Source organism: Bartonella sp. AC130YNZD (genome assembly GCF_042196865.1).
GTDB lineage: Bacteria > Pseudomonadota > Alphaproteobacteria > Rhizobiales > Rhizobiaceae > Bartonella.
This window is the reverse complement of the sequence record NZ_JBHIQZ010000001.1, coordinates 16249-38523: the sequence shown is the minus strand read 5'-3', so window position 1 is coordinate 38523 and position 22275 is coordinate 16249. Positions and strand designations below refer to the sequence as shown.

Below are 22275 nucleotides of genomic sequence, written 5' to 3'. Positions count from 1 at the left end.
GAGTCAATAAAGTAAAGAGCCCTTTTAACAAAGGTTTCTTTAAAACTTGAATTTCATTTGAAATGGGTTGAGAAATGTTTGGAAGACTTACAGATCCTACGGCAGGTGCTTTTCATGCGCTTGCACATGAACCGATCGTTTTGTATACATGTATTGCGATTGTTTTGGTTGGTTTAATTGCTGTTATTGCTCTAACAGTACTTGGGTGGTGGGGGATTCTATGGCGAAATTGGATTACAACGGTTGACCATAAACGCATAGGTATTATGTACATCGTTCTTGGAATTATTATGCTTGTTCGCGGTTTTGCGGACGCACTTATGATGCGAACGCATCAAGCTTTAGCTCTTGGGAGTGAAACAGCAGGTTATTTGCCCCCTGAGCATTTTGATCAAATTTTTTCGGCACATGGTACGATCATGATTTTTTTCATGGCCACGCCTATTTTATTTGGTCTTTTTAATTATCTTATACCACTTCAAATTGGTGCGCGTGATGTTGCTTTTCCCTTTGCAAATAATCTAGGTTTTTGGATTACGGCTGCAGGGGCGATATTGATTAACATATCCCTAGGTGTTGGGAATTTTGGTCGTGGTGGTTGGTTGATGTATCCACCTTTTACAGAATTGCAAACGAGTCCAGATACAGGGGTAGATTATTATTTATGGTCACTTCAGCTTTCTGGTATTGCAACAACAATGGGATCAGTGAATTTTATTGCAACGATGATTAAAATGCGTGCTCCTGGAATGACAATGATGAGAATGCCTATTTTTTGTTGGAGTGCTTTTGTCAGCAATGTTCTTATTGTAGTTATTTATCCTGTTTTGGCTGTAGCATTTGCACTCTTGGCATGTGATCGTTATTTGAACATGAATTTCTTTACCAATGTTGGTGGCGGAAATCCGATGGTATGGATTAACTATGTTTGGGTTTTTGGTCATCCTGAGGTTTATGTTTTGGTTGTTCCTGCTTTTGGAATTGTTTCTGAAGTTGTATCAACTTTTTCTTCAAAACGCCTCTTTGGTTATACTTCAATGATATGGGCCATGTTGGTTATTTTGATTCTTTCGCTTCTTGTTTGGGGACATCATTTCTTCACAATGGGTGGGGGTGAAGCTGTAAATACCTTCTTTAGTATTGCTACGATGATTATTGCAGTTCCAACCGGTGTAAAAGTTTTTAATTGGCTGCTTACGATGTATAGAGGTCGGATTCGCTTTGAGCCTCCTATGCTTTGGTGCATGGGTATGATCTTTACATTTGTTGGTGGTGGATTAACAGGTGTTTTATTATCTATTGTTCCTGCTGATTGGCAGTTTCATAATTCGCTCTTTTTGATAGCACATTTCCATCATACAATTATTGGAGGTGTGGTTTTTGCGTACTTAGCGGGGATTGCATTTTGGTTTCCAAAAGTTTTTGGTTATAAACCAAATCGCATACTAGGTATTACATCTTTTTGGTGTTGGTTTATTGGTTTTTACCTTGCCTTTTTCCCCGTTTATGCGCTTGGTTTAATGGGGGCGACGCGTCGTCTTCAGCATTACATGGAACCTAGTTGGCAGCCGATGTTTATTATTGCTGCATTGGGTGCTTGTATTATCTTACTTGGTATCCTTTGTTTTGTGCTACAGGTTGTTTTGGCGATTTGGTACGGTATTAAGCATAAAGGGCACTTACCGGTAACATTAAATGATTCTTGGGGTGATGCACGTACACTTGAATGGTTTACCTCTTCACCACCTCCTTCCTATAATTTTGCCCTCCTTCCAAAGATACAGTCTGATGATGCTTATTGGAATATGAAGAAAAGTGGTTATCAACGGCCGACAAGTGGATTTACAAAAATTCATATGCCATCGAATACATCGGCTGGAATTATTGCTGGCTTCTTCTCATTAGTTGTTGGTTTTGCGCTTGTTTGGCATATTTGGTGGCTTGTTGCGGTTGGACTGGTTGGTTTTATCGCAACGCTTGTGTGTCATTCATTAACAGGTGATCATCATGGTTACTATATTCCAGCTGAAGAAGTGCAAAAAACTGAAGATGCCTTTACGGCTGTTCTTAAAGAACGAGGAGTAATAGTATGAGTGCTGTAACAATGAATAACGCGAGCACTATAGATGAACTTCACCACGATAGTAGCTCGGTAATGACGTTTGGTTTTTGGGTCTATATTCTTTCAGACTTAATCCTGTTTTCGACACTGTTTTCAAGTTTTGCTGTATTTTCTGCTTCTTATGGTGGTGGTAAAGCGGGCAGTGAGTTTATAGATTTAAAGTTTGTTTTGGTTGAGACTGCTTTCTTGTTGTTTTCATCCGTCACTTATGGCTTTGCAATGGTACAAGCACATAAAAATAACATCAGTGGTGTGCGTTTATGGATGGCTATTACCTTTGTATTGGGGTGTTGCTTCATTGGTATGGAACTTTACGAATTTCATGAACTTTTGAGTGAGGTTTTTTATTTCGATCCAAATGCTTATGCGGGTATTGATCCTGCAACAGGTTTACAGCTTTTTGGACGGGAAATTCTCTCTGCTTATTGGTCAGCATTTTTTGCTTTGGTTAGCACCCATGGACTTCACGTAAGTGTTGGCCTTCTTTGGATGGTTGTGATGTTTTTTCATCTTCGTCGTAATGGCTTGGATCAGAACAATAAGACACGTTTAGCATGCCTTTCCATTTTTTGGCATTTACTTGATATTGTATGGATTGGTGTTTTCACCATGGTTTATCTATTAGGAGCGTTGTGATGAGCGTGCAAAATGAAACACATGGTCCCAGTACTGGTTCCTATTTGGTTGGTTTTATTCTGGCTGTATTTTTCACTTTGGGTTCTTTTATTCCTGTGATGTATGGAATGATGGAAAGTTGGGCAGTTAGTACAAAGGTTGCGTATCTTATTGGGATGGCGATTATTCAGATTATAGTACAAATTGTTTTCTTTTTGCACTTGAATTCTGGTCCAGACGCCAAGTGGAATTTAAGCGCGTTGTGGTTTGCTGCTATTTGCGTTTTTGTTATTATTGGGGGAACTTGGTGGGCTATTTCTCATTTGAATTATAATATGATGGGTGGTTCAGGACGTGTTATTGAACCGGAAATATCAAGTAGAGATGATTCTTCAGTGTCTGAGCAGTTATCAACCAAAGATATATCCGTAAGAAAACAGCCAGAAAAGATACAGGGCTCAGAGGTTTCGATGGAGCAAGGTGCAAGTACGCAAACTCTTGTAGAACAGGCACCTAGTTCAGAAATGCCTATGGGGCAGGGTCTAGGTACGCAAACTCCTGTAGATCAAGCACCTGGTTCAGAAATGCCCATGGGGCAGGGTCTAGATACGCAAACTCCTGTAGATCAAGCACCTGGTTCAGAAATGCCCATGGGGCAGGGTCTAGGTACGCAAACTCCTGTAGATCAAGCACCTGGTTCAGAAATGCCCGTGGGGCAGGGTCTAAGTACGCAAACTCCTGTAGATCAAGCACCTGGTGCAGAAATGCCTATGGGGCAGGGTCTAAGTACGCAAACTCCTGTAGATCAAGCACCTGGTTCAGAAATGCCCATGGAGCAAGATCCAAATACGCAGTTTCCTGTGGAGTAGTTGTTAGAAATATCTATGGAGCTGATGCAGCATGTATCAGCTCATAGAAGAAATTCGTAGGATATAAAGAAGGAGATAAGTACAAGATATCAGTGGAATGAGTATTATTATTTTGAATATACTTTTAATTTAAAAGAGAAAGTCCGTGGGGTATTTAGTCAATCTTTAATTTTTAAGATAAATAGCTATTTGTAGAATATACAAAAAGTGATGTTTGTAAAATTTACTACAAAGAAAGAGAATGTGCGAAACAAGTTTTTATATTGTGTGGGATAAAAAGCTACGAAGAAGTAATATTTTTAGATTTAAAGAATTTATATTAAAGATAGCATTAAAATTATTTGTAATAATAATATGCAATTGAAATCAAAAATTTAGAGAATAATCAGAAAATTTAATGAAAACCGTTGCAATGACAGTTATAGGTGCTGGTTCTTTTGGTACTGCATTAGCGATAGCTCTTGCCCGTAATGGTCATAATGTTTTACTTTGGGGATATAGTCCTCAACATATCAAAGAATTACAGGAACAACGTTGTAATCAAGTATATTTACCCGATATTCGATTTCCTGACAATTTATTACTTGAAGCTTCGCTTGAAACTGCAATAACGGCAAGTCACAATATATTAATCGCTGTTCCAAGCCATGTATTTCATCAAGTTTTGTATAATATTCAGCCTTATTTAGATCAGCATTCACGCGTTATTTGGGCGACAAAAGGTTTAGAACATGGGACCGGACGTTTCTTACAAGAGGTTGCTCGTGAGATTTTAGGTGAAAAAATTCCTTTAGCTGTTTTTTCTGGACCAACTTTTGCTCAAGAACTAGCTATTGGTTGGCCTACTGCAATGACGATAGCAGCTTCTGATGTTGAGTTTGGTAAAGAATTGCAGCAACTTTTTCATTGTGACAAAAGTTTTAGAGTTTATAAAAGTTCAGATATGATTGGTGTTCAATTAGGGGGGGCAGTCAAAAATGTTATTGCTATTGGTGCAGGAATATCAGATGGCATAGGTTTTGGGGCAAATGCACGAATAGCTCTTATCACACGAGGACTAGCTGAAATCAGTCGTTTAGGGGGGGCTATGGGTGCTGAGCTTTCCACATTTATGGGAATGACAGGCTTAGGTGATCTGGTTTTGACATGTACTGATAATCAATCACGTAATCGTCGTTTTGGAATACTTCTTGGTAAAGGAATAGATATAAAAGAAGCGGAAAAACAAATTGGTCAGGTTGTGGAAGGATACTTAAATACCAAGGAAGTACATACGTTGGCGCAGCGTATTGGGGTAGAAATGCCCATTGTAGAACAAATTTATCAAATTCTCTATTGTGGTAAAAACATAACTGAAGCGGCAAACACATTATTAGGCCGCGCCCTCAAGGACGAAATACAATAATATCCTGTTTTTAAATAATTCAAATCATAAAAAATAGAAACATGCTATGATAGACATATAAAATAGATTGTATTGATGGTTGTATAAGGCAGTCATATTCCAGAAAATTATAGATTCATATCATTCGATTCTTTATGAAACATGGCTGAAATATAAAAGTTTTGGCTTTTGTCTAAGAGCTATCTCTTTGAAGATAAATTATCGTTTCCACTTACACATGTTTATGTAATGTAATGAACAAGATATTTTTATTGTCTCTTAAATTCATCTTACAATGATATTTGCAAACAGAATAATACAAGATTCATTAGGTAGAAGCATCTTATTTATGTAACGTATAAGCTAAGAATATCGGGGCAGGGATATTGCGAATCTCTGTTTTTGTAATTCTTTAAAACAAGAAGACAATCTAATTTGGGAAGAAGATGAAATTTTAAACCTGAAAATCGGTTCCCATTTCTACAATCATTTTTAAATTCAGTTTTACGCTATCTAAAGCAATATCTTTTAAATAATGGAGATTATCTCACACCTTTATTTTTCTCATTTTCTAATGAAAGCATTTCTCTGATGTGTCAGATAAAATAGAACGCCCAAAAAAACACGATTGCTGTTATATATTCACGTGCTTGTTTTAAAGAGACCTCTCTTAAAACTTCCAAGTCCACTTCGCGACGGTGACCGTGAATAGTGTAACCGATAAAGCCATTGTGCACATCCCCATTTTTACGTTTATGAAGGAGGAAGCCGAGCATCATTACACCCCCCAATGTTGAGACAGCTCTAGGCACTTTAAGCCTTTTATTTTCTCACATGTCAATTCTGTTTTTTATATGTAAGAAATGATTTTTGGAATTATAACTTTGAAAGTCTAAGATTGAAAAAAATGTTATTGTACTTGTTTGTGGCTGTCATTTAAACTGAAAGAATAATCTGATTATAAAGATAATAAATTGGTTTATATGAATAATTTATTTTTGTATTGAATTAATTAAAAATATGCGTTTACTTGTCACAAGTAGATTAATATGTGGATAAAAATTATTAAAGATACTTCTAATGAATCATCTCAAGTGTCAAGGGTTGTTTCAATATTAGAACATGGCAAGTAAAATGACGGTGTTGGTTTGTCATCTGTATAAACATTAAAATGGTGGTAAAAAAAGGATTTTATGTACTTCACAAGGATTTTTTATACGTTCTACAGGTACCATTGTGAAATGGAATGGCGTGCATTGAGAGATATCTTTAAAAAAAATGCATGAAAGAGCAACAGCTATAGTATTTTGGGGCGTTCTATTTTACCAGATACATTAGAGAAATGCTTTCATTAAAGAATAATAGTAAGATTAATGATTGATTTCTTTACGCCTTCATATTCATCCTAAATTAGATTGTATTTGCGTTTCAAGAATAAATCAAACGGTAGGAATATTTTTTTCAATTTGCTACACAAAAGCTGAAACTAAGGATTTTAATAATTCTCTAATCTCTTTTTCAAACTACGGTGGCATGAGGGCTGGGGATTGATTTATAAGCAACTGTAGCTTGCCAGCGGGTTTTGTATATTTTGCCACTAGGTTTTGTACCAATTTATTTTTTTTCAAAGAGTTTTTAAGGTGTTCTCAAAGGGTCTTCAAAGGCCTTTCAAAGATCATTTAAAGCCCCTTTTTCTTTTCTGCTCAAATCGCAATTTGAGATGATCAACTCCTTGAGTTGGAACGTATTATTTGAGAAGCAACATATATAAGATGTGTTCACCTCTTTTAGTCAAATTGACTGATGATTTTTCTGTATCCCAAACACATTATTCAAGTACATTATTAAAGGGAGAAGCATTTAAAGAATTCGGTCAAGTTGACCGAATTGTTCTTCAGTCTGCAATTATGCAATGTTATACTATTGCTCCTTTGAGGAATTAGGTAAACATTACCCTATTGCTGTACTCACACAATAGGATCAACTTGATCCTATTTCTCGTTTTAGCAATTGGTGCAACTTGCACCTATTCCTCTAAATGCCCTTCATCACCAATCAAAGGGACAAGTTGTCCCTTTGATTTTCTGTCACTCAGAGGTTTCCTTTTCTCCTGCCTCTTTTCCCTTGTTTGGTGTCTCAAAGGTGATTTCTGTTGTGTATCCGCTTTGTTTTTCATAGCGGTGGGTGACGGTAGCGGCTTTCCATGGCCCATTGATTTCGCCGCGAAACCCTTGCAATAAAAGAGGTTGATCCGCCATGATTTCAGGGCGTCCCTCAAGAGACAAAGAGCCACTGCCCACAGCACGACATAAGCGGTCCGATTCGGAAGCAGCAGCAGCTCGTGCTTCCTCCTCACAAGTGTAACAAGTCCGCAAACGCCGCACGGGACCGCTAAACCCTGTCTGATGCTTGACTTGGCATTGCTGCCCTTTTGAGCGATCAAAATAAGAAGCTTCAATAGTGCCGTATTGCGTGCGTGGCTCTAACGTGAATTCCCAGTTAGAACAGTCGTGCTTATGAAGTTCGAGTGCTGGTAAATTATCCCCGCTTAAAAATAAAAACTTATGGTCTTTGATTAAAAAACGCGCCTGCATGCGATCTGCAAGACGGGTTAAAAAATCAACAGCGGATTGGTCTGTGCGTATCACATAAGCTAAAGATGTTTTAGTGAACTGGGGGCTAACCTTGGCTTGATAGCCATGACGTTTGGCGAGTGTTTCGACAATCTCTCCAACAGTTTTGTGATCAAAATGCTCACTTGTCTGTTCTTTGAGTTCCTTGCGCATCGAGGCGCTTTTGCCACAAAGGCGCAAAATCTCTCCATCACTACCCCCTGAGCTTACAACCGATTCGACAACAAAACGCCCCATAAAGGCACTGATGCTGTTCTCATAACCAAAGATCACCTGTAGCGCACTGTTACTTGAGGGAACCTCTAAATCATTACCACTATCATCAAACTCTGCTTCAAATGTATCGGCTTCATTACCGGCATGATCCGTAATGGTTGCGGTTAAAAGACGCTGGTAAAAAACCTCATGAACAGGTTTGTCTTCCACCTTGACCACAATAAAGGGGTATGTGCGCATTAATCCCATAACCGCCTCACCATGCTGTTCTTTTCTTGGCTAACAAACTCAGGCAGAATGACCTTTAAGCCCCATGGCAACAGAGCACCATACCCTGCAATACCTGGATTGGCTTCCAGTGTGGCTTCTAAATAACCGTTTTTACCTCTTCTAAAATTGCATTTAAAGCGTCAAATAGAGGCTGAAAAAGAATACTTCAAAACTACATAAGATACAGCTTAATGCCTCTCTAAAATGAAAAATGAAAGTGGAAATCTTTTTACATTAAAAAATTTATATAAATTATTGATAAAAAATACTTTTTACTCAATTTTTAGAGATTTCCACTTATATATGGAAATCTTTTTTGCTTTTTTGGTCATTTTTGGCTGATTTTGATGTCAATTGAACTTTTAGATTGATTTTTTTCACCGGGTCTTCAAAGGCGGTTTTCTGGGATTTCACAGACTTTTCAAAATTTTTCACAGGGTTTTCAAAGACCTTTCAAAGCCCTCTCTCATTTTTACCATGAAAACGCACTTTTTTCTGATTTTCACTCTTTTTAGCTCTTTTTTACAATTTTAGGTGTCAAAATCTATTTTGACAAAACGCGCATTTAATGCTAAATTTTATACATAAAAACAACAAATTACCACGTATTCCTACTTAATCCCACCTTTTCCCACTTAGTATAAAACCTAGTGTCAAACTACAACAACGACAAAAGCGTATGCTTTAGTAAGGTAAATAACGTCATAAAATACAAAATTTATCAACCATGGATTGAAGAAATATTCCGGATTTTTATAAAATATTTTGCGAAACAGGGCATCGTACATCTTGGTTTTGTATTGACTTATTCTTACAAATATTCCTTACGCCATATTATTATAAGTCAATACACTATTATATAGCTGAGAAAGTAATCAATACCCGATTAAAGCACTATGCACATGATTGATTTTATTTTTTAGTGCAATGAAATAAAATTTATCCTTCTTGGGAATCGTCACTTTTTTTCAGTTCTTCAAGTATTGGCATAGACATGATGTTATATCCTGAATCAACATAATGAATTTCACCTGTAACACCTGATGATAAGTCAGAGAGTAGATAAAGAGCAGATTTTCCAATTTCATGAATATTTACGGTACGCCGTAATGGGGCATTACGCCGTTGATGTGAAAATATTGCACGTGCAGCTGCAATACCATTACCTGCTAAAGTTCTAACAGGACCAGCGGAAATCGCATTGACACGAATATTTTGAGGACCAAAGTCCGCAGCTAAATAACGTACCATAGCTTCTAAAGCTGCTTTAGCAACACCCATGATGTTATAATTAGGCACAACTTGCTGTGAAGCACCATAGGTAAGAGTTAAAAGTGTTCCTCCATTGGGCATAAGTTTACCGGCGCGCTGGGCAATTTCAGTAAAGGAATAAGCTGAAATAACCATCGTGCGTTGAAAGTTTTCACGTGTTGTAACATCAACGTAACGCCCTTTTAGCTGATTTTTATCTGAAAAACCAATAGCATGGACAATAAAATCAATGGTTTTCCATTCTTTTTCAAGTTGTTCAAAGACGTAATCAATATTTTCACTTTTTTCAACGTCACACTCTAGCACTAATTTGCAGCCAAGTTTATCTGCTAGGGGATGAACACGTTTTCCAAAAGCATTTCCTTGATAAGTCAACGCTAATTCAGCTCCTGCTTGTGCGAGCTGACAGGCAATGCCCCAAGCAATTGAATGGTCATTCGCAATTCCCATAATAAGGCCGCGTTTGCCCTCCATCAAACCTTTCATATTATTCTCCGTAAGACCGTGCTTTTTTCAATTACTAAGAGCTTTTGTTTATACATAACGTTGGAAAACAAGCGTTGCATTGGTACCGCCAAAGCCAAAAGTATTTGACAATACGGTATTCAGTTGTTGATGATCACGTCGTTCACGAACGATAGGCATATCAGCAAAAGCTGGATCAAGTTCTTCAATATGGGCACTTTCACAAATAAAATTATGATTCATCATTAACAATGTATAGATTGCTTCGTGAACACCTGCTGCTCCTAAGGAATGTCCTGTTAGAGATTTGGTAGCGGAAATGGGGGGGCATTGATCGCCTGTTCCAAAGACACGACGGATAGCTTCTATCTCAGGAGGATCACCAACAGGAGTTGCTGTTGCATGGGGATTGATATAATCAATTTTATTATTGACTGTTGCAAGGGCCATGCGCATGCATCGTTCTGCTCCCTCTCCTGATGGGGCAACCATATCATGTCCATCGGATGTCGCACCGTATCCAATGATTTCTCCGTAGATTTTTGCACCACGTGCTTTAGCAAGTTCTAAATCTTCAAGGACTAAAACACCAGCACCTCCAGCAATGACAAAACCATCACGATTAACATCATAAGCACGTGAAGCTTTGTGAGGGGTGTCATTATATCTGCTGGACATAGCGCCCATGGCATCGAATAAAACAGATAGTGTCCAATCCAAATCTTCGCAGCCACCGGCAAAGATGCGCTTCTGTTTACCATATTGAATCATTTCGTAAGCATTACCAATACAATGATTGGAGGTAGCACAAGCTGAAGAGATTGAATAATTGATCCCCTTTATTTTAAAGAAAGTTGCTAATGTTGCAGATGCTGTGGAACTCATCGCTTTAGGGACAACAAAAGGTCCAACACGTTTTGGACCTTTTTGGCGTGTAATGTCAGCAGCTTCTACGATTGAATGTGTTGAAGCACCTCCAGAACCCATAATAATACCCGTGTGTTCGTTCGATACTTCATGCGGTTCTAGACCCGCATCAGCAATTGCTTGATCCATGGCGATGTGATTCCATGCTGTTCCACGCCCATGAAAACGTAGAGCACGTCGATCTACGAGTTCTTCTATATTAATATCGGGCTTGCCATAAACTCTGCTACGAAAGCCTAATTCAGCATATTGAGGTGCGTAAGAAATTCCGGATTTTGCTTCACGTAAACTGGTTAAAACAGCTCCAGGGTTATTTCCAATTGCGGAGACAATTCCCATTCCGGTTACAACAACTCGACGCATTCATACCTCCTCGTTCCATACAGAATAGTGAAAAGTTCTTTCTGACGGAAATAACGTTCAATCTTCTTTGAATAAAGCAACGCGTAAATCGTTCGCCTTATAAATAGTCTCTCCATCTGCTTTTAGCCACCCATCAGCTATTCCTAAGACTAAATTTCCACGTCGAATACGCTTAAAATCTATTTCATATTCAAGAATTTTGGTTTGTGGAGTTACCATCCCTGATAACTTTACTTCACCTGTTGATATTGCTCTTCCTTTGCCTGGTTCGCCTAGCCAACCAAGAAAAAAACCTGTTAATTGCCACATACCATCCAGTCCGAGACATCCTGGCATGACGGGATCGCCTATAAAGTGACAATTAAAGAACCACATGTCTGGTGTAATGTCAAATTCGGCGCGAACCATTCCTTTATCGTATTTACCATCAGTTTCACTAATTTGAGTGATTCGATGAATCATTAACATTGGCGGTGCTGGCAATTGCGCATTACCTCTACCAAACATTTCGCCGCGAGCGCAGCTTAGAAGCTCTTCATAAGTGTAGCGAGACTTTTGTTCAGCCATTGTTACTCCATTTATTTGCATATATCTTTATTTCTGCGCTTTTCCCAACCTACTTTTAGAGCAAATTTTAAAGAGAGGGAAATGATTTTATATCATTTTTAATGACAAAAGCCTTTTTTTATGTATTCTACATAGGTAATTATTTAAAAATGGAATACAAGATTACACCATACTATTCCCATTTTTTTGTATTTTGATCTTATTTAGCAGGAATATATTTGGGTTTATAATATGTCAGTGAGTGCAGACAATTTAGATATGAATGAAGAGCAGCAGTTCACAAAAGAGTGTGGAAAAATTGTGCAATATTATTCCATTTCTATGTTAGAAAAACGTTTGCGTCAAAATGGTCTGCGTCCAACACGTCAGCGGTTGGAACTTGCACATATGATTTTTTCTCAAGGAAATCGTCATATTACTGCTGAAGAGCTCTATGAGGAAGCGGTGAGGGCAGGTGTACCTATATCTTTAGCAACGGTTTATAATACGCTTCATCAATTTACGGAAGCGGGATTATTACGGATTATTGCCGTAGAAGGCTCAAAAACTTGGTTTGATACCAATACCTCTGATCACTACCATTTTTATATAGAAGGCGAAAATCGTATTCTTGATATTCCTTATAATTTGGAAGAAGCTCCCATTATTAGAAATTTGCCTAAGCCACCAGAAGGTATGGAAATTTCACATGTTGATTTAATCGTGCGATTGAAACCAAAAAATCAATCTTGTGATAGGCAGTGAGGATATTCAATGAGGAATAAAAATTAAACTTGTTGAGTTTGAGTATTCACCAACCTTTTACTTTTTCATCAGGATAGATTCCCCATAACTGGGGTTGCTGAAGCCATCCCCGCGTATTATTAATGTTTAGTTCGCACCATTGTCCATCACATTGGCGGATGTTACCAATGACGTTAGGTTCTACTTCCGCCACAAGTTTTGCGTTGTCGGTGGGGTTTTTTCGTAGCATCAGCCTTTTTGTTTTATCTTTTTGCCATGGAATAGTTATAGCAGTTCGCTTTCCCGATAAAAGCGATTGATATACCCATCCCTCATCGCCTTCTGCATCACGAATTTTGCGCCATTGATCATATTCTTGAATGATTTCAATAGGTAAGCCCTTCTTTTTGTAGGTAAAAATGATAGAATAGTTGCTTCCTGGTCCGACGCGTACATTAACGCTGGTGGGTTTAATCGAAGCAAATCGCGGAAGTGGTAAACCACTGGGCCCTAAATTTTGATTAAATGTTTGTGCATGCAACAAATGAGGAGAACCCAATACAATGACTATTGCTATTAAGATACATGATATGAGTATTGAAACGCGAAACCAACGAGAATTTTGCACACCGAACTCCTTTATTTCGTCATATATTGGAAATTTAAAATCTGAAAGATAAGACTGGAAACTGATAAAAAGTATGACACATTGCTCGTTAAAGAGATCTAAACGATGAAAAAATTGCTACAAAAATATCAAAATAAGGAAAACAAAAGGTTTGTATTTCTTAGTGCTTATCTTGTTTATGAGGGGGTAGATATAAATAAACATGAGATTTTTATGTAGCTGTAGGCGTGATAAAATAGTAAAGTATACTGGAGCCTTAGCAGTTTTTGTACAGGAAATTAGGGCTAAAGTATTGCATCTCTTTTCTGAGTTTGTTTCTCAAAGTAAAAGTCCATGTATGCATATTATGAACAAAGAGCTGTTCAGTAAAGGGATTATTGTGTGGCTTGAAAAGAAGTTTTGAATGAACAAAATAATACGATAAATAAAACATTTAAGCGTAAAAATATGAGCAACATTTATAGAGTAGATTGATATATGAAGGGCTAATTTTAACAGGATACTTTTTCGTGATAATTCATTTATAAAATTTGCTACACTCTAATCTTATGCCATGATAATGCTTATCCGTATGGTAGATAAGCTGGTTTCATCGTTCTATTTACCAGCTTTCAATGTTATGCTATTCTTATTATTTATGGTATTCATAAGAAGCCTTTTTGTTTTTTCTTAAATAGCTTTTATTCTATTTGCGTACGAATCCCGCTTATGATGTACGAGAAAATAATCTTCATTGATTCAATATGAGAAAGTGTTGAGAAAATTTACGTTATTCAGAATTATTACTTAATATGAAAAACGATTACTTATAATAACAAATCTCCGCTTTAGAAACTTTAACTCGTTATTTAAATTTTAAAAACATTTCCATCAAAAATAGTAATAAAAGGCACATTCATCCATATTAAAACACAGTGTTTTCTCTGTTTATTGTCAATTTTCTTTTTCTCTAACTCAGTATAGAAGAAAGTTGAATGAAATAGAAAGGCTTATTCGATACACTGATGAGGGTAATTACATAAGTGATGAATAGAAGAAATTTATCAAGAAAAAAGAATCTATAGTGCAGTGGTTGAAATTCGTCATCCTTTAGAGAGACAGAATCAAGAGATATAAAAAGTTATGGAATTATATCGTTTCGTTACATAACTGAAGGGAAAGAGGATTATGAATTTGATATTATATTTTACACACAATCGCATATTGCGATAGTTATTTTTGTTTTGTAATCAGACCTAGGATGATCGAAAGATGTAGAATATTTAATGACAAAAAAGAAATTCATCATGAAACTGTACATAAGAAGCAGTGATGTAAGAGATATCCAGAAGGAAAAAATTATAGCGAAAAGTGATAATAAAACACCCCGCACTCAATTTACATAGGAAAAAGTCGCTTAAATACCTCAAGTGTAGTTTGTTATCTATTTTTTGAAATATAAGAGTGAAATAAAAACCACCTCTATGATAGAAATCTTATTATTTTCAAATAACTAACATATTAGATAACATTGTACACAAAAACCTACACACAAGCAATTTATTGCAATCAACTATGAAGATAAAATTTTCTAGTAGTTTACTATCTACTGCTTATGCAATTATATAATATTATAAAGTATATTACTTTACCGCAACAGTTCGTCCGTTACTAACAAAACCTTCTCTTTGTGCACGCTTACGAGCAAGCTTACGTGTACGACGAATAGCTTCAGCTTTTTCACGAGCACGCTTCTCAGATGGCTTCTCATAATAAGTACGCATTTTCATTTCACGGAAGATACCTTCACGCTGCATCTTTTTTTTCAACGCACGGAGCGCTTGGTCAACATTATTATCACGAACGAGTACTTGCACTATCTATCCTGCTTTTTTCAGTGTCATAAATGATAGGAAAAAACCTACGTCCTTTTAAAGGCATATCCAAAAGGACAAACGCTTATATCATATAAATAAGACATTTGTCTATATCGCTTTTTAAAATTCTATTTTTTTTATAATAAAACGCTTTTTATAATGAATGATAGAATTTACGGTTATAAATTTATGAAAGTCCTTGTATTTGATCATTTTCGTCAAGATGAATTTTTTCAGCCGTGGGATAATGGGGTAGTCCCGGCATGGTCATAACATCTCCACAAATGACAACAATAAAACCGGCTCCCGCACAGAGACGAACTTCTCGTATGGGAATTTCAAAATCAACAGGAGCGCCGTATTGCTTGGGATCAGAAGAAAAAGAATAAGGTGTTTTTGCCATACAAATAGGGTAGACGCCAAAACCTTCTTTTTCCCAAGTTTCAAGTTGTTTGAGAATAGGGGCTGGGATGATGGCGCCACGTCCACCGTATAGCTTTGTTATAATACAATTAATTTTTTGAACGAGTGGAATATCATCTTGATAGAGAACTTTAAAATCAGAATCGTGCTTTTCAATCAAGGTAACGAGTTCTTGTGCAAGTTCTATAGCGCCTTTTCCACCTTGTTCCCAATGCTTACAGATAATAGCTTTGTGTCCAGTTGTTGCAACTATTTTTTGTAATGTTTTTATTTCAGCATCGCTATCGCTGTCAAAATGATTGATAGCCACAACACAAGGAATACCGTAGTGCTTCATATTTTCTATGTGTCGTAAAAGATTGGCAGCTCCTTTTTCTAAAGCGGTAATATTTTCTTCTGTCAGGTTATTTTTATCCAGACCACCGTTCATTTTTAATGCACGAATAGTTGCGACGATCACTGTAGCATTTGGTACAATACCTGCTTGCCTACATTTGATATTGAAGAACTTTTCTGCTCCAAGATCTGCTCCAAACCCTGCTTCTGTGACAACATAATCAGCAAGTTTTAAAGCAGTTTTTGTTGCTATAACTGAGTTGCAACCATGAGCAATGTTGGCAAAAGGTCCTCCATGAACGAGAACAGGATTATTTTCAATTGTCTGTACGAGATTGGGTTGTATAGCATCTTTGAGAAGAACTGCCATTGCACCTTCCGCATTGAGATCAGCAACGGTGATGGGCGTTTTATCATAACGATAAGCAACAATAATTTTCTTGAGTCTTTGTGTAAGGTTTTCTAAATTTTCAGAGAGACAAAGAAGCGCCATAATTTCTGATGCAACAGTAATATCAAAACCTGTTTGGCGTGGAAAACCATTTGTTATGCCCCCCAATGAAATGACAATATCGCGCAATGCACGATCATTCATATCAAGAACGCGTTTCCAAACAATGCGACGTGGATCAATGTTTAGAGTGTTTCCCCAATAAAGATGATTATCTATCATTGCGGCAAGAAGATTATGAGCAGCTGTAATAGCATGAAAATCACCGGTAAAATGTAAATTAAGGTCATCCATTGGAATGACTTGCGCATAACCACCACCAGCAGCACCACCTTTTACACCAAAACAGGGACCTAAAGATGGTTCTCTCAAGGTAGCTATTGTTTTTTTACCAATAAGATTAAGAGCATCACTTAGTCCAACTGTTGTTGTTGTTTTGCCTTCTCCGGCAGGTGTGGGATTGATAGCTGTGAGAAGGATAAGTTTACCATCTGGATTTTTATTAAGCGATTTTATGTATTCAGAAGAAATTTTAGCTTTATCATGACCATAGGGAATGAGATTTTCATGTGAGATACCAATTTTTTGTGCAATTTCAATAATATGTTGCTTTTTAGCAGTGCGAGCAATTTCAATATCAGTTTTAGGCATGGAAAAATTCTTTAAACTTAGCTTTTATTAACGTTTGGGATCTGTACCCCATGGATTAATTAGAAAAATTCATAGAGAACAGAAAAATATTAAGATATCATAGAAATCGATGATATGCCATGCAAGAGATAATGCTAAAGAAGCACAAGAAGAGTTTTATTGTTTTTTAGGAAAAAGAATCTTTGGTTTGCAACAAATGCTGATGATATTAATGGATACCATAAGTGTTTCATAGTAGTACGTTTGAGAAGTAGTTTATTTATTCTTTCCAACAACACACTGAAAAAGTTTCACATGGTGGTAAACCGGAATTTATGGCGGCACATCTGAAGTCCCTCTTAAGATGGGACTGCTAGGAATAAAATATCCAGAAGCATCCAGTTATGGAATAATTAGAAATAAGCACGTAAAAAATTACCTAACTGAGTAGAGAGTATAATCCGGAAGAGACCAAAAACAAGCGCATAGATTGAAAAAAGAAAACAACAACACACGCTACTCATGCAATCGCTACGATTATAAGCTAATAAAAGCACCTTAGAGCTGAATTGAAGGACTCATAACATCTTATTTTAGCAAAATGGCTAAAGAAACGACTCACAACAAAATGAAATAACAAAATACAAAATAAAGAATTTAAAAAGTCTGACTTTATAAGAAGATATTGTTGATGATGGCGCACCCGAAGAGATTCGAACTCCTGACCCCCAGATTCGTAGTCTGGTGCTCTATCCAGCTGAGCTACGGGTGCATACATTTCAATTTTTTACATTGTCTAAGACAAAGGGTTCCTAATCGTTTCATTAAAGAAATGCAAGTGAAACTTGGATAGTAATAAAAAAAATTTCTCTTTTTTATGAGATATTTTAAAAAAAGATATAATATATTATGGCTTCAGTTGGTTTTGATATGAACATTTTTTTGTCATGACCATACAAAGCAATATGAACGATAGTTAACTTGACGTTTTAATCTATGAAAGATAGTCAAGCAGAGATGAGATGTGTTTTTTTGCGGTGGGGGTAAGATATATACACCCGCTGTTGGGTTTTTGTGTAAAACGCCGATATTACTGTTGAAAACTATTTCAGATGAAGATGGCACAGCAAGGGCGGATGTATGGCGTTATTAAAAAAGAGCTTTCCATTGGTGTTTTTAATCGTTGTTTTAACGGTTACCTATTGGGCTGGAAAAAAGAGTGCGGACCAACACATTTCTATGGTGGATAAAACAAGAGTATCGGATAAAGCTTCAAATGAAAAAATGGGAAGTCCACCGGTAAATGTTGTCGTTGATCTTGTAAAAGTTCAAGATCTTTATGAACAACTTAACGTTCTTGGGAGTGGAAAAGCTCTTGCAGAAGTCGAGCTTACCCCTTTATCCTCAGGTGTTATTGATAAGCTTTTTGTATCAGCGGGTACAAAAGTACAAGCCGATGATGTGATTGCAAAGCTTGATTCTAAAAAAGAAGAAATAGCGGCTGCAAAAGCAAAAGTGCAACGTGATAACAATGCGTTAACGCTTTCGCGCATTCTTAAATTACGCGCCAGCAATACAGCAACGGAAGTTCAAGAAATTATGGCACGCTTAGAGTTGGATAACGCAAATTTAGTTTTGCGTAATGCTGAATTAGATCTCGATCGGCGAACAATTCGAGCACCGATTCCTGGAGTTGTTGGTATTTTGCCCGTTGATGCGGGAAATAACGTGGCCCTTAATACTGTAATAGGCCGTATTGAGAATAGAGAACGTATTTTGGTCGATATATGGGCCCCTGAACGATATGTGTCGCGCATCAATGAAGGAGATGAGGTAACGGCAACGTTAATCGCGCAGCCAGATAGATCTTTTGTTGGTCATATTTATGCGATTGATAATATCGTTGATCCAGAAAGTCGCACACTTCATGTTCAGGTTGAAATCAATAATGAAAAAGATACGCTCATGTCTGGTATGTCCTTTTCTGTTTCCTTGCAGTTTCATGGTGGTTCTTTTCCTGTCGTTAATCCTCTTGCAGTTCAATGGAATAGTAAAGGATCATTCGTTTGGCGTGTGAGAGAAGGAAAAGTAGAGTCTATTCCCGTAACAATTATTCAGCATAAAGCGGATCAGGTTTTCGTGAAAGCTCCCCTAGAAAATGGTGATCAAGTTGTCATTCAAGGGGTGCAAATGCTTTATCCAGGAAGTAAAGTAACTATTGATGATCCAAAGTCTCTTCAACAGCAATTATCAGTAGGTTATGGAACGGATATACAATGAGCCAAGAATTGAGCACAAAACAGCCTACGTCAAAGGTGGAGCAAGGTGGTCTCATTACCTTATTTATTCGCAGACCGGTTTTTACTCTTGTTTTGAATGCTATGATCATCATTGCAGGATTTGCAGCATGGTTAAATGTTGATGTAAGAGAATTACCCGATGTTGATACTCCCGTAACAACGATTGTGACGATGTTTTCTGGTGCATCGGCGGAAACAATTGATCGTGAAGTTACAAAAATTATAGAAGATGCTGTTTCTCGTGTTTCAGGTGTTAAGGCGATTTCTTCAACGTCTTCTTTTGGACGCTCCCGTGTGAAGATTAACTTTAATGTCGGTGTTGATTTGAATGTTGCTGCATCTGATATTCGTGATGCTCTCTCTCGTGTTACCTATTCTTTACCGAAAGATGCGGATTTGCCTTTGATTATTAAAGCAGATTCGAATGCTGCTGCCATGATGTATTTGGTTGTAACGTCACCAACAATGAGTGTTGATGATTTAACCACGATTGTAAACGATCAGATTGTTGATGCTATTTCTGCTGTTGATGGTGTTGGTGATGTACAGGTCGATAGTGCTCGCACAAAGATTTTTCAGATTGATATAGATCAAGCAAAACTTGCAAGTTATGGATTAACTGTAGCAGATATTTCACGTGTTCTTGCTGATATGACAACAGATGTGCCAGTAGGGTCATTACGCAATTCTAAGCAAACTTTAGTTGTACGTGCTACTGCACGTTTAACAACACCAGAATCTTTTGAACAAGTTGTTTTAAAGCCTCATGTGCATCTTGGTGATGTTGCGCATGTTACTTTATCGCCGGATATAGAAACAGTTATTCTTCGTATCAATGGAAAGACAGGTATTGGATTAGGTATCGTGCGTAAAGCACAATCCAACACTCTTAATATTTCTGAAGGTGTGAGAGCCGTTGTTGATAATCTCAAAAGTATTGTTCCTTCTTCTGTAAATATAGACGTTATTAATGACGATGCAATTTTTATTAAAAGCGCTCTTCATGAGGTTGAAGTTGCTTTGGTCATTGCTATTTTGAGCGTTATCTTGGTCATTTTTCTTTTTCTCAGAGACATTCGTGTAACGCTGATACCTGCTTTATCTCTTCCTGTCGCTTTGATTGGTACCATTGCAGCTATTTATCTTGTAGGGTTTTCATTGAATATTCTCACATTTTTAGGACTTGTTTTAGCAACAGGGCTTGTTGTGGATGATGCCATTGTTGTTCTTGAGAATATTGTTCGGTGGCGCAACATGGGATTAGGTTCCAGAGCAGCAGCGGTGATAGGAACACGTGAAGTATTTTTTGCTGTTTTAGCAACAACATTGACATTAGTGGCTGTGTTTGTTCCTATTTCCTTTCTTCCTGGGCAAGTTGGAGGACTTTTTAGAGAATTCGGTTTTGTTTTGGCAATTTCTATTTTGCTTTCTTCAGTTGTTGCTTTAACGCTTTGTCCCATGTTGGCTTCACGTTTTCTCAAAGAACATATTGAGGAGAAAGAGGAAAAGTCCCATCATTATTTTACTTTTTTATATAAATTAGGTACTTTTTTTCATAAGGCATATACGTACAGTTTGCATAAGTGTTTAGAAAAACCTTGGGCTGTTGTTTTTGCTTCACTTATTTTTGGGGGGCTTTGTATTGGGGGCTATATGAAACTGCAACAGGAATTAACGCCAGCAGAAGATAGAGCTCTTATCTTTTTGGTTATTAATGGACCACAAGGTATTTCGACACAATATTTGAACGAGCAGGTAGAGCAAATTGAAGCAAGTCTACAGCCATTACGTGATGCAGGGGAGATTGCTAACAGTTACTCTATCGCGGGTATTGGAGGTTCACCCAATACTGCTTTTTTGATTTTATTGCTTTCATCTTGGAATAAACGTTTACGTAGTCAGCAAGAAATCGTGAAAGATGTTAATGCAAAGGTTAAACAGTTTCCCGCAGTTTTTGTGTTTGCTGCGCAGGGAAATTCTCTAGGTGTGAGTGGAACTGGGCAAGGGTTGCAATTTGCAATTCTTGGCAATGATTATGCAACATTACAACCCATTGCTGATAAGCTGGTTAGTGCTTTACAAGATGATCCGCGTTTTATTCGCCCACGCCTTACTGTTGATGCAACACAACCGCAATTTTTTATTGAAATCAATCGAAAAAAAGCCTCCGATTTAGGGATTGATATCACGAATTTGGGCGATACATTACAAGCAATGTTGGATGGTAAAAAGATTGGTTCCATTAACGTGGATGATCATTCTTACGATGTTAAATTGATATCGCGTACAAATTCTATGAAGAGTCCTAGCGATTTAGAAAATATTTTTTTAAAAACCAAAGACAATCGATATGTTCCTTTATCGGTTATTGCGCGTTTACATGAAAAAGCTATTACTCCCCAACTAAAACGGGAAAAACGCATGAGTGCTGTTATTTTAAGCGCAAATCTTGCTCCAGATATTGCTTTAGGGGAAGCCTACCAAACTGTACAGAAAATTGCTTCTCCTTTGTTATCGAAAGGAACCTACTTGGTTCCTTTAGGGGAAGCCGAAACGCTTAATGAAACATCTTCCAATTTTATGATTGTTTTTGGCATTGCCTTTTTGATTATTTTATTGATTTTGGCTGCTCAGTTTGAAAGCTTTATTTCAGGATTCATTATCATGGCCACTGTCCCATTAGGGATTGGTTGTGCTGTAATTGCTATGCTATTAAGTGGTGTAAGTCTTAATATTTACAGCCAAATTGGATTAATTTTGTTAATTGGTGTTATGGCAAAAAATGGTATTCTCATTGTTGAATTTGCAGATCAATTACGCGATCAGGGAAGAAGCGTGCGTGAAGCCGTAGAAGAAGCAGCAAACATTCGCCTTCGTCCAGTTTGTATGACAATGATTTGTGCCATTTTAGGAGGTATTCCTTTGGTTTTGGCCAAAGGTGCTGGCGCAGAAGCTCGTATAGCTTTAGGTTGGGTTATCGTTGGTGGCTTAGGTTTAGCAACTATTTTTACGCTTTATGTTACACCGGTTGTTTATCTTTTTTTAGGGCGTTTTATAAGACCAAAAGCAGAAGAAGATTTACGTTTAACAAAAGAACTCAATCAAGTTAAATGATGTATATGATAGAAAAGATTTGAAAGTTTATTCTTGTAAAAATATCATTTTCGGATCTTATCCTTTATATTTTGTATATTCCTTCATTTTTATGTGAGCAGTGAAAATAGC

At 37.2% G+C, this 22275-nt stretch carries 15 protein-coding genes, 1 tRNA gene and 1 pseudogene; 7 read left to right on the top strand and 10 right to left on the bottom strand.

Annotated elements, in window-relative coordinates:
- Positions 1–74 precede the first annotated feature (74 nt).
- From cyoB to gpsA, 4 genes are all read left to right on the top strand, one after another.
- Entirely contained in the window at positions 75–2093 is a 2019-nt protein-coding gene (gene cyoB / locus ACFINU_RS00155) for a cytochrome o ubiquinol oxidase subunit I (RefSeq protein ID WP_375617542.1), read from the top strand.
- Positions 2090–2758: a cytochrome (ubi)quinol oxidase subunit III gene (locus ACFINU_RS00150; protein WP_375667280.1), complete on the top strand. Its 669-nt coding sequence runs from the start codon at positions 2090–2092 to the stop codon at positions 2756–2758. The genes cyoB and ACFINU_RS00150 overlap by 4 nt, the downstream gene beginning before the upstream one ends.
- On the top strand, positions 2758–3606 hold the full coding sequence (gene cyoD, locus ACFINU_RS00145; RefSeq protein ID WP_375617544.1) for a cytochrome o ubiquinol oxidase subunit IV: 849 nt from the start codon (positions 2758–2760) through the stop codon (positions 3604–3606). The genes ACFINU_RS00150 and cyoD overlap by 1 nt, the downstream gene beginning before the upstream one ends.
- Positions 3607–4003: 397 nt before the next feature.
- Positions 4004–5011 (top strand): NAD(P)H-dependent glycerol-3-phosphate dehydrogenase, encoded by a 1008-nt coding sequence (gpsA, locus tag ACFINU_RS00140; RefSeq protein WP_375617545.1) that lies wholly within the window; start codon positions 4004–4006, stop codon positions 5009–5011.
- 575 nt (positions 5012–5586) lie between these two features.
- On the opposite strand, the gene ACFINU_RS00135 is transcribed toward gpsA, so the two are convergent.
- The 6 genes and pseudogenes from ACFINU_RS00135 to fabA form a co-directional block, all read right to left on the bottom strand.
- Complete coding sequence (locus ACFINU_RS00135; protein ID WP_375617546.1) at positions 5587–5802, bottom strand: DUF4102 domain-containing protein; 216 nt, start codon at positions 5800–5802, stop codon at positions 5587–5589.
- A 1275-nt stretch (positions 5803–7077) separates the two neighbouring features.
- Positions 7078–8079 carry a phage late control D family protein gene (locus tag ACFINU_RS00130; protein WP_375617569.1) on the bottom strand — a complete coding sequence of 334 codons (1002 nt, stop codon included), beginning with the start codon at positions 8077–8079 and terminating at the stop codon, positions 7078–7080.
- Positions 8079–8216, bottom strand: a pseudogene (locus ACFINU_RS00125) (tail protein X); the annotation flags it as partial. The pseudogene ACFINU_RS00125 and the gene ACFINU_RS00130, both read right to left, overlap by 1 nt.
- Before the next feature lie 832 nt (positions 8217–9048).
- Complete coding sequence (fabI, locus tag ACFINU_RS00120; RefSeq protein ID WP_375606194.1) at positions 9049–9867, bottom strand: enoyl-ACP reductase FabI; 819 nt, start codon at positions 9865–9867, stop codon at positions 9049–9051.
- Between the two features lie 48 nt (positions 9868–9915).
- Positions 9916–11136 (bottom strand): beta-ketoacyl-ACP synthase I, encoded by a 1221-nt coding sequence (fabB, locus tag ACFINU_RS00115; RefSeq protein WP_375617547.1) that lies wholly within the window; start codon positions 11134–11136, stop codon positions 9916–9918.
- A gap of 57 nt (positions 11137–11193) precedes the next feature.
- A complete protein-coding gene (gene fabA / locus ACFINU_RS00110) occupies positions 11194–11703 on the bottom strand; it encodes a 3-hydroxyacyl-[acyl-carrier-protein] dehydratase FabA (RefSeq protein ID WP_273722474.1) in 510 nt (169 codons plus the stop codon).
- A gap of 231 nt (positions 11704–11934) precedes the next feature.
- Here fabA and irrA point away from each other — a divergent pair, with 231 nt between their 5' ends.
- Entirely contained in the window at positions 11935–12447 is a 513-nt protein-coding gene (irrA, locus tag ACFINU_RS00105) for an iron response transcriptional regulator IrrA (RefSeq protein WP_375617548.1), read from the top strand.
- 46 nt (positions 12448–12493) lie between these two features.
- Here the strand turns inward: irrA and ACFINU_RS00100 are convergent, their stop codons facing one another.
- The 4 genes from ACFINU_RS00100 to ACFINU_RS00085 form a co-directional block, all read right to left on the bottom strand.
- Positions 12494–13054 carry an SH3 domain-containing protein gene (locus tag ACFINU_RS00100; RefSeq protein ID WP_375617549.1) on the bottom strand — a complete coding sequence of 187 codons (561 nt, stop codon included), beginning with the start codon at positions 13052–13054 and terminating at the stop codon, positions 12494–12496.
- A 1622-nt stretch (positions 13055–14676) separates the two neighbouring features.
- Positions 14677–14910 (bottom strand): 30S ribosomal protein S21, encoded by a 234-nt coding sequence (gene rpsU, locus ACFINU_RS00095; protein ID WP_375617550.1) that lies wholly within the window; start codon positions 14908–14910, stop codon positions 14677–14679.
- Positions 14911–15097: 187 nt separating this feature from the next.
- Positions 15098–16771: a formate--tetrahydrofolate ligase gene (locus tag ACFINU_RS00090; RefSeq protein WP_375617551.1), complete on the bottom strand. Its 1674-nt coding sequence runs from the start codon at positions 16769–16771 to the stop codon at positions 15098–15100.
- Positions 16772–17445: 674 nt separating this feature from the next.
- Positions 17446–17522, bottom strand: a tRNA-Arg gene (locus ACFINU_RS00085).
- A 368-nt stretch (positions 17523–17890) separates the two neighbouring features.
- Between ACFINU_RS00085 and ACFINU_RS00080 the strand changes: the two genes are divergently transcribed.
- Together ACFINU_RS00080 and ACFINU_RS00075 are read left to right on the top strand one after the other, a co-directional pair.
- A complete protein-coding gene (locus ACFINU_RS00080) occupies positions 17891–19030 on the top strand; it encodes an efflux RND transporter periplasmic adaptor subunit (RefSeq protein WP_375617552.1) in 1140 nt (379 codons plus the stop codon).
- Positions 19027–22164 carry an efflux RND transporter permease subunit gene (locus ACFINU_RS00075; protein ID WP_375617553.1) on the top strand — a complete coding sequence of 1046 codons (3138 nt, stop codon included), beginning with the start codon at positions 19027–19029 and terminating at the stop codon, positions 22162–22164. The genes ACFINU_RS00080 and ACFINU_RS00075 overlap by 4 nt, the downstream gene beginning before the upstream one ends.
- Positions 22165–22275 lie beyond the last annotated feature (111 nt).

What these genes read in the sequence shown, in the direction of transcription:
- irrA (WP_375617548.1), top strand. Translation starts at nt 11,935, where the DNA reads ATGTCAGTGAGTGCAGACAATTTAGATATGAATGAAGAGCAGCAGTTC.
- ACFINU_RS00130 (WP_375617569.1), bottom strand. Translation starts at nt 8,079, where the DNA reads ATGCGCACATACCCCTTTATTGTGGTCAAGGTGGAAGACAAACCTGTT.
- ACFINU_RS00080 (WP_375617552.1), top strand. Translation starts at nt 17,891, where the DNA reads ATGGCGTTATTAAAAAAGAGCTTTCCATTGGTGTTTTTAATCGTTGTT.
- gpsA (WP_375617545.1), top strand. Translation starts at nt 4,004, where the DNA reads ATGAAAACCGTTGCAATGACAGTTATAGGTGCTGGTTCTTTTGGTACT.
- ACFINU_RS00150 (WP_375667280.1), top strand. Translation starts at nt 2,090, where the DNA reads ATGAGTGCTGTAACAATGAATAACGCGAGCACTATAGATGAACTTCAC.
- cyoB (WP_375617542.1), top strand. Translation starts at nt 75, where the DNA reads ATGTTTGGAAGACTTACAGATCCTACGGCAGGTGCTTTTCATGCGCTT.
- fabB (WP_375617547.1), bottom strand. Translation starts at nt 11,136, where the DNA reads ATGCGTCGAGTTGTTGTAACCGGAATGGGAATTGTCTCCGCAATTGGA.
- ACFINU_RS00075 (WP_375617553.1), top strand. Translation starts at nt 19,027, where the DNA reads ATGAGCCAAGAATTGAGCACAAAACAGCCTACGTCAAAGGTGGAGCAA.
- cyoD (WP_375617544.1), top strand. Translation starts at nt 2,758, where the DNA reads ATGAGCGTGCAAAATGAAACACATGGTCCCAGTACTGGTTCCTATTTG.
- fabA (WP_273722474.1), bottom strand. Translation starts at nt 11,703, where the DNA reads ATGGCTGAACAAAAGTCTCGCTACACTTATGAAGAGCTTCTAAGCTGC.
- ACFINU_RS00090 (WP_375617551.1), bottom strand. Translation starts at nt 16,771, where the DNA reads ATGCCTAAAACTGATATTGAAATTGCTCGCACTGCTAAAAAGCAACAT.
- fabI (WP_375606194.1), bottom strand. Translation starts at nt 9,867, where the DNA reads ATGAAAGGTTTGATGGAGGGCAAACGCGGCCTTATTATGGGAATTGCG.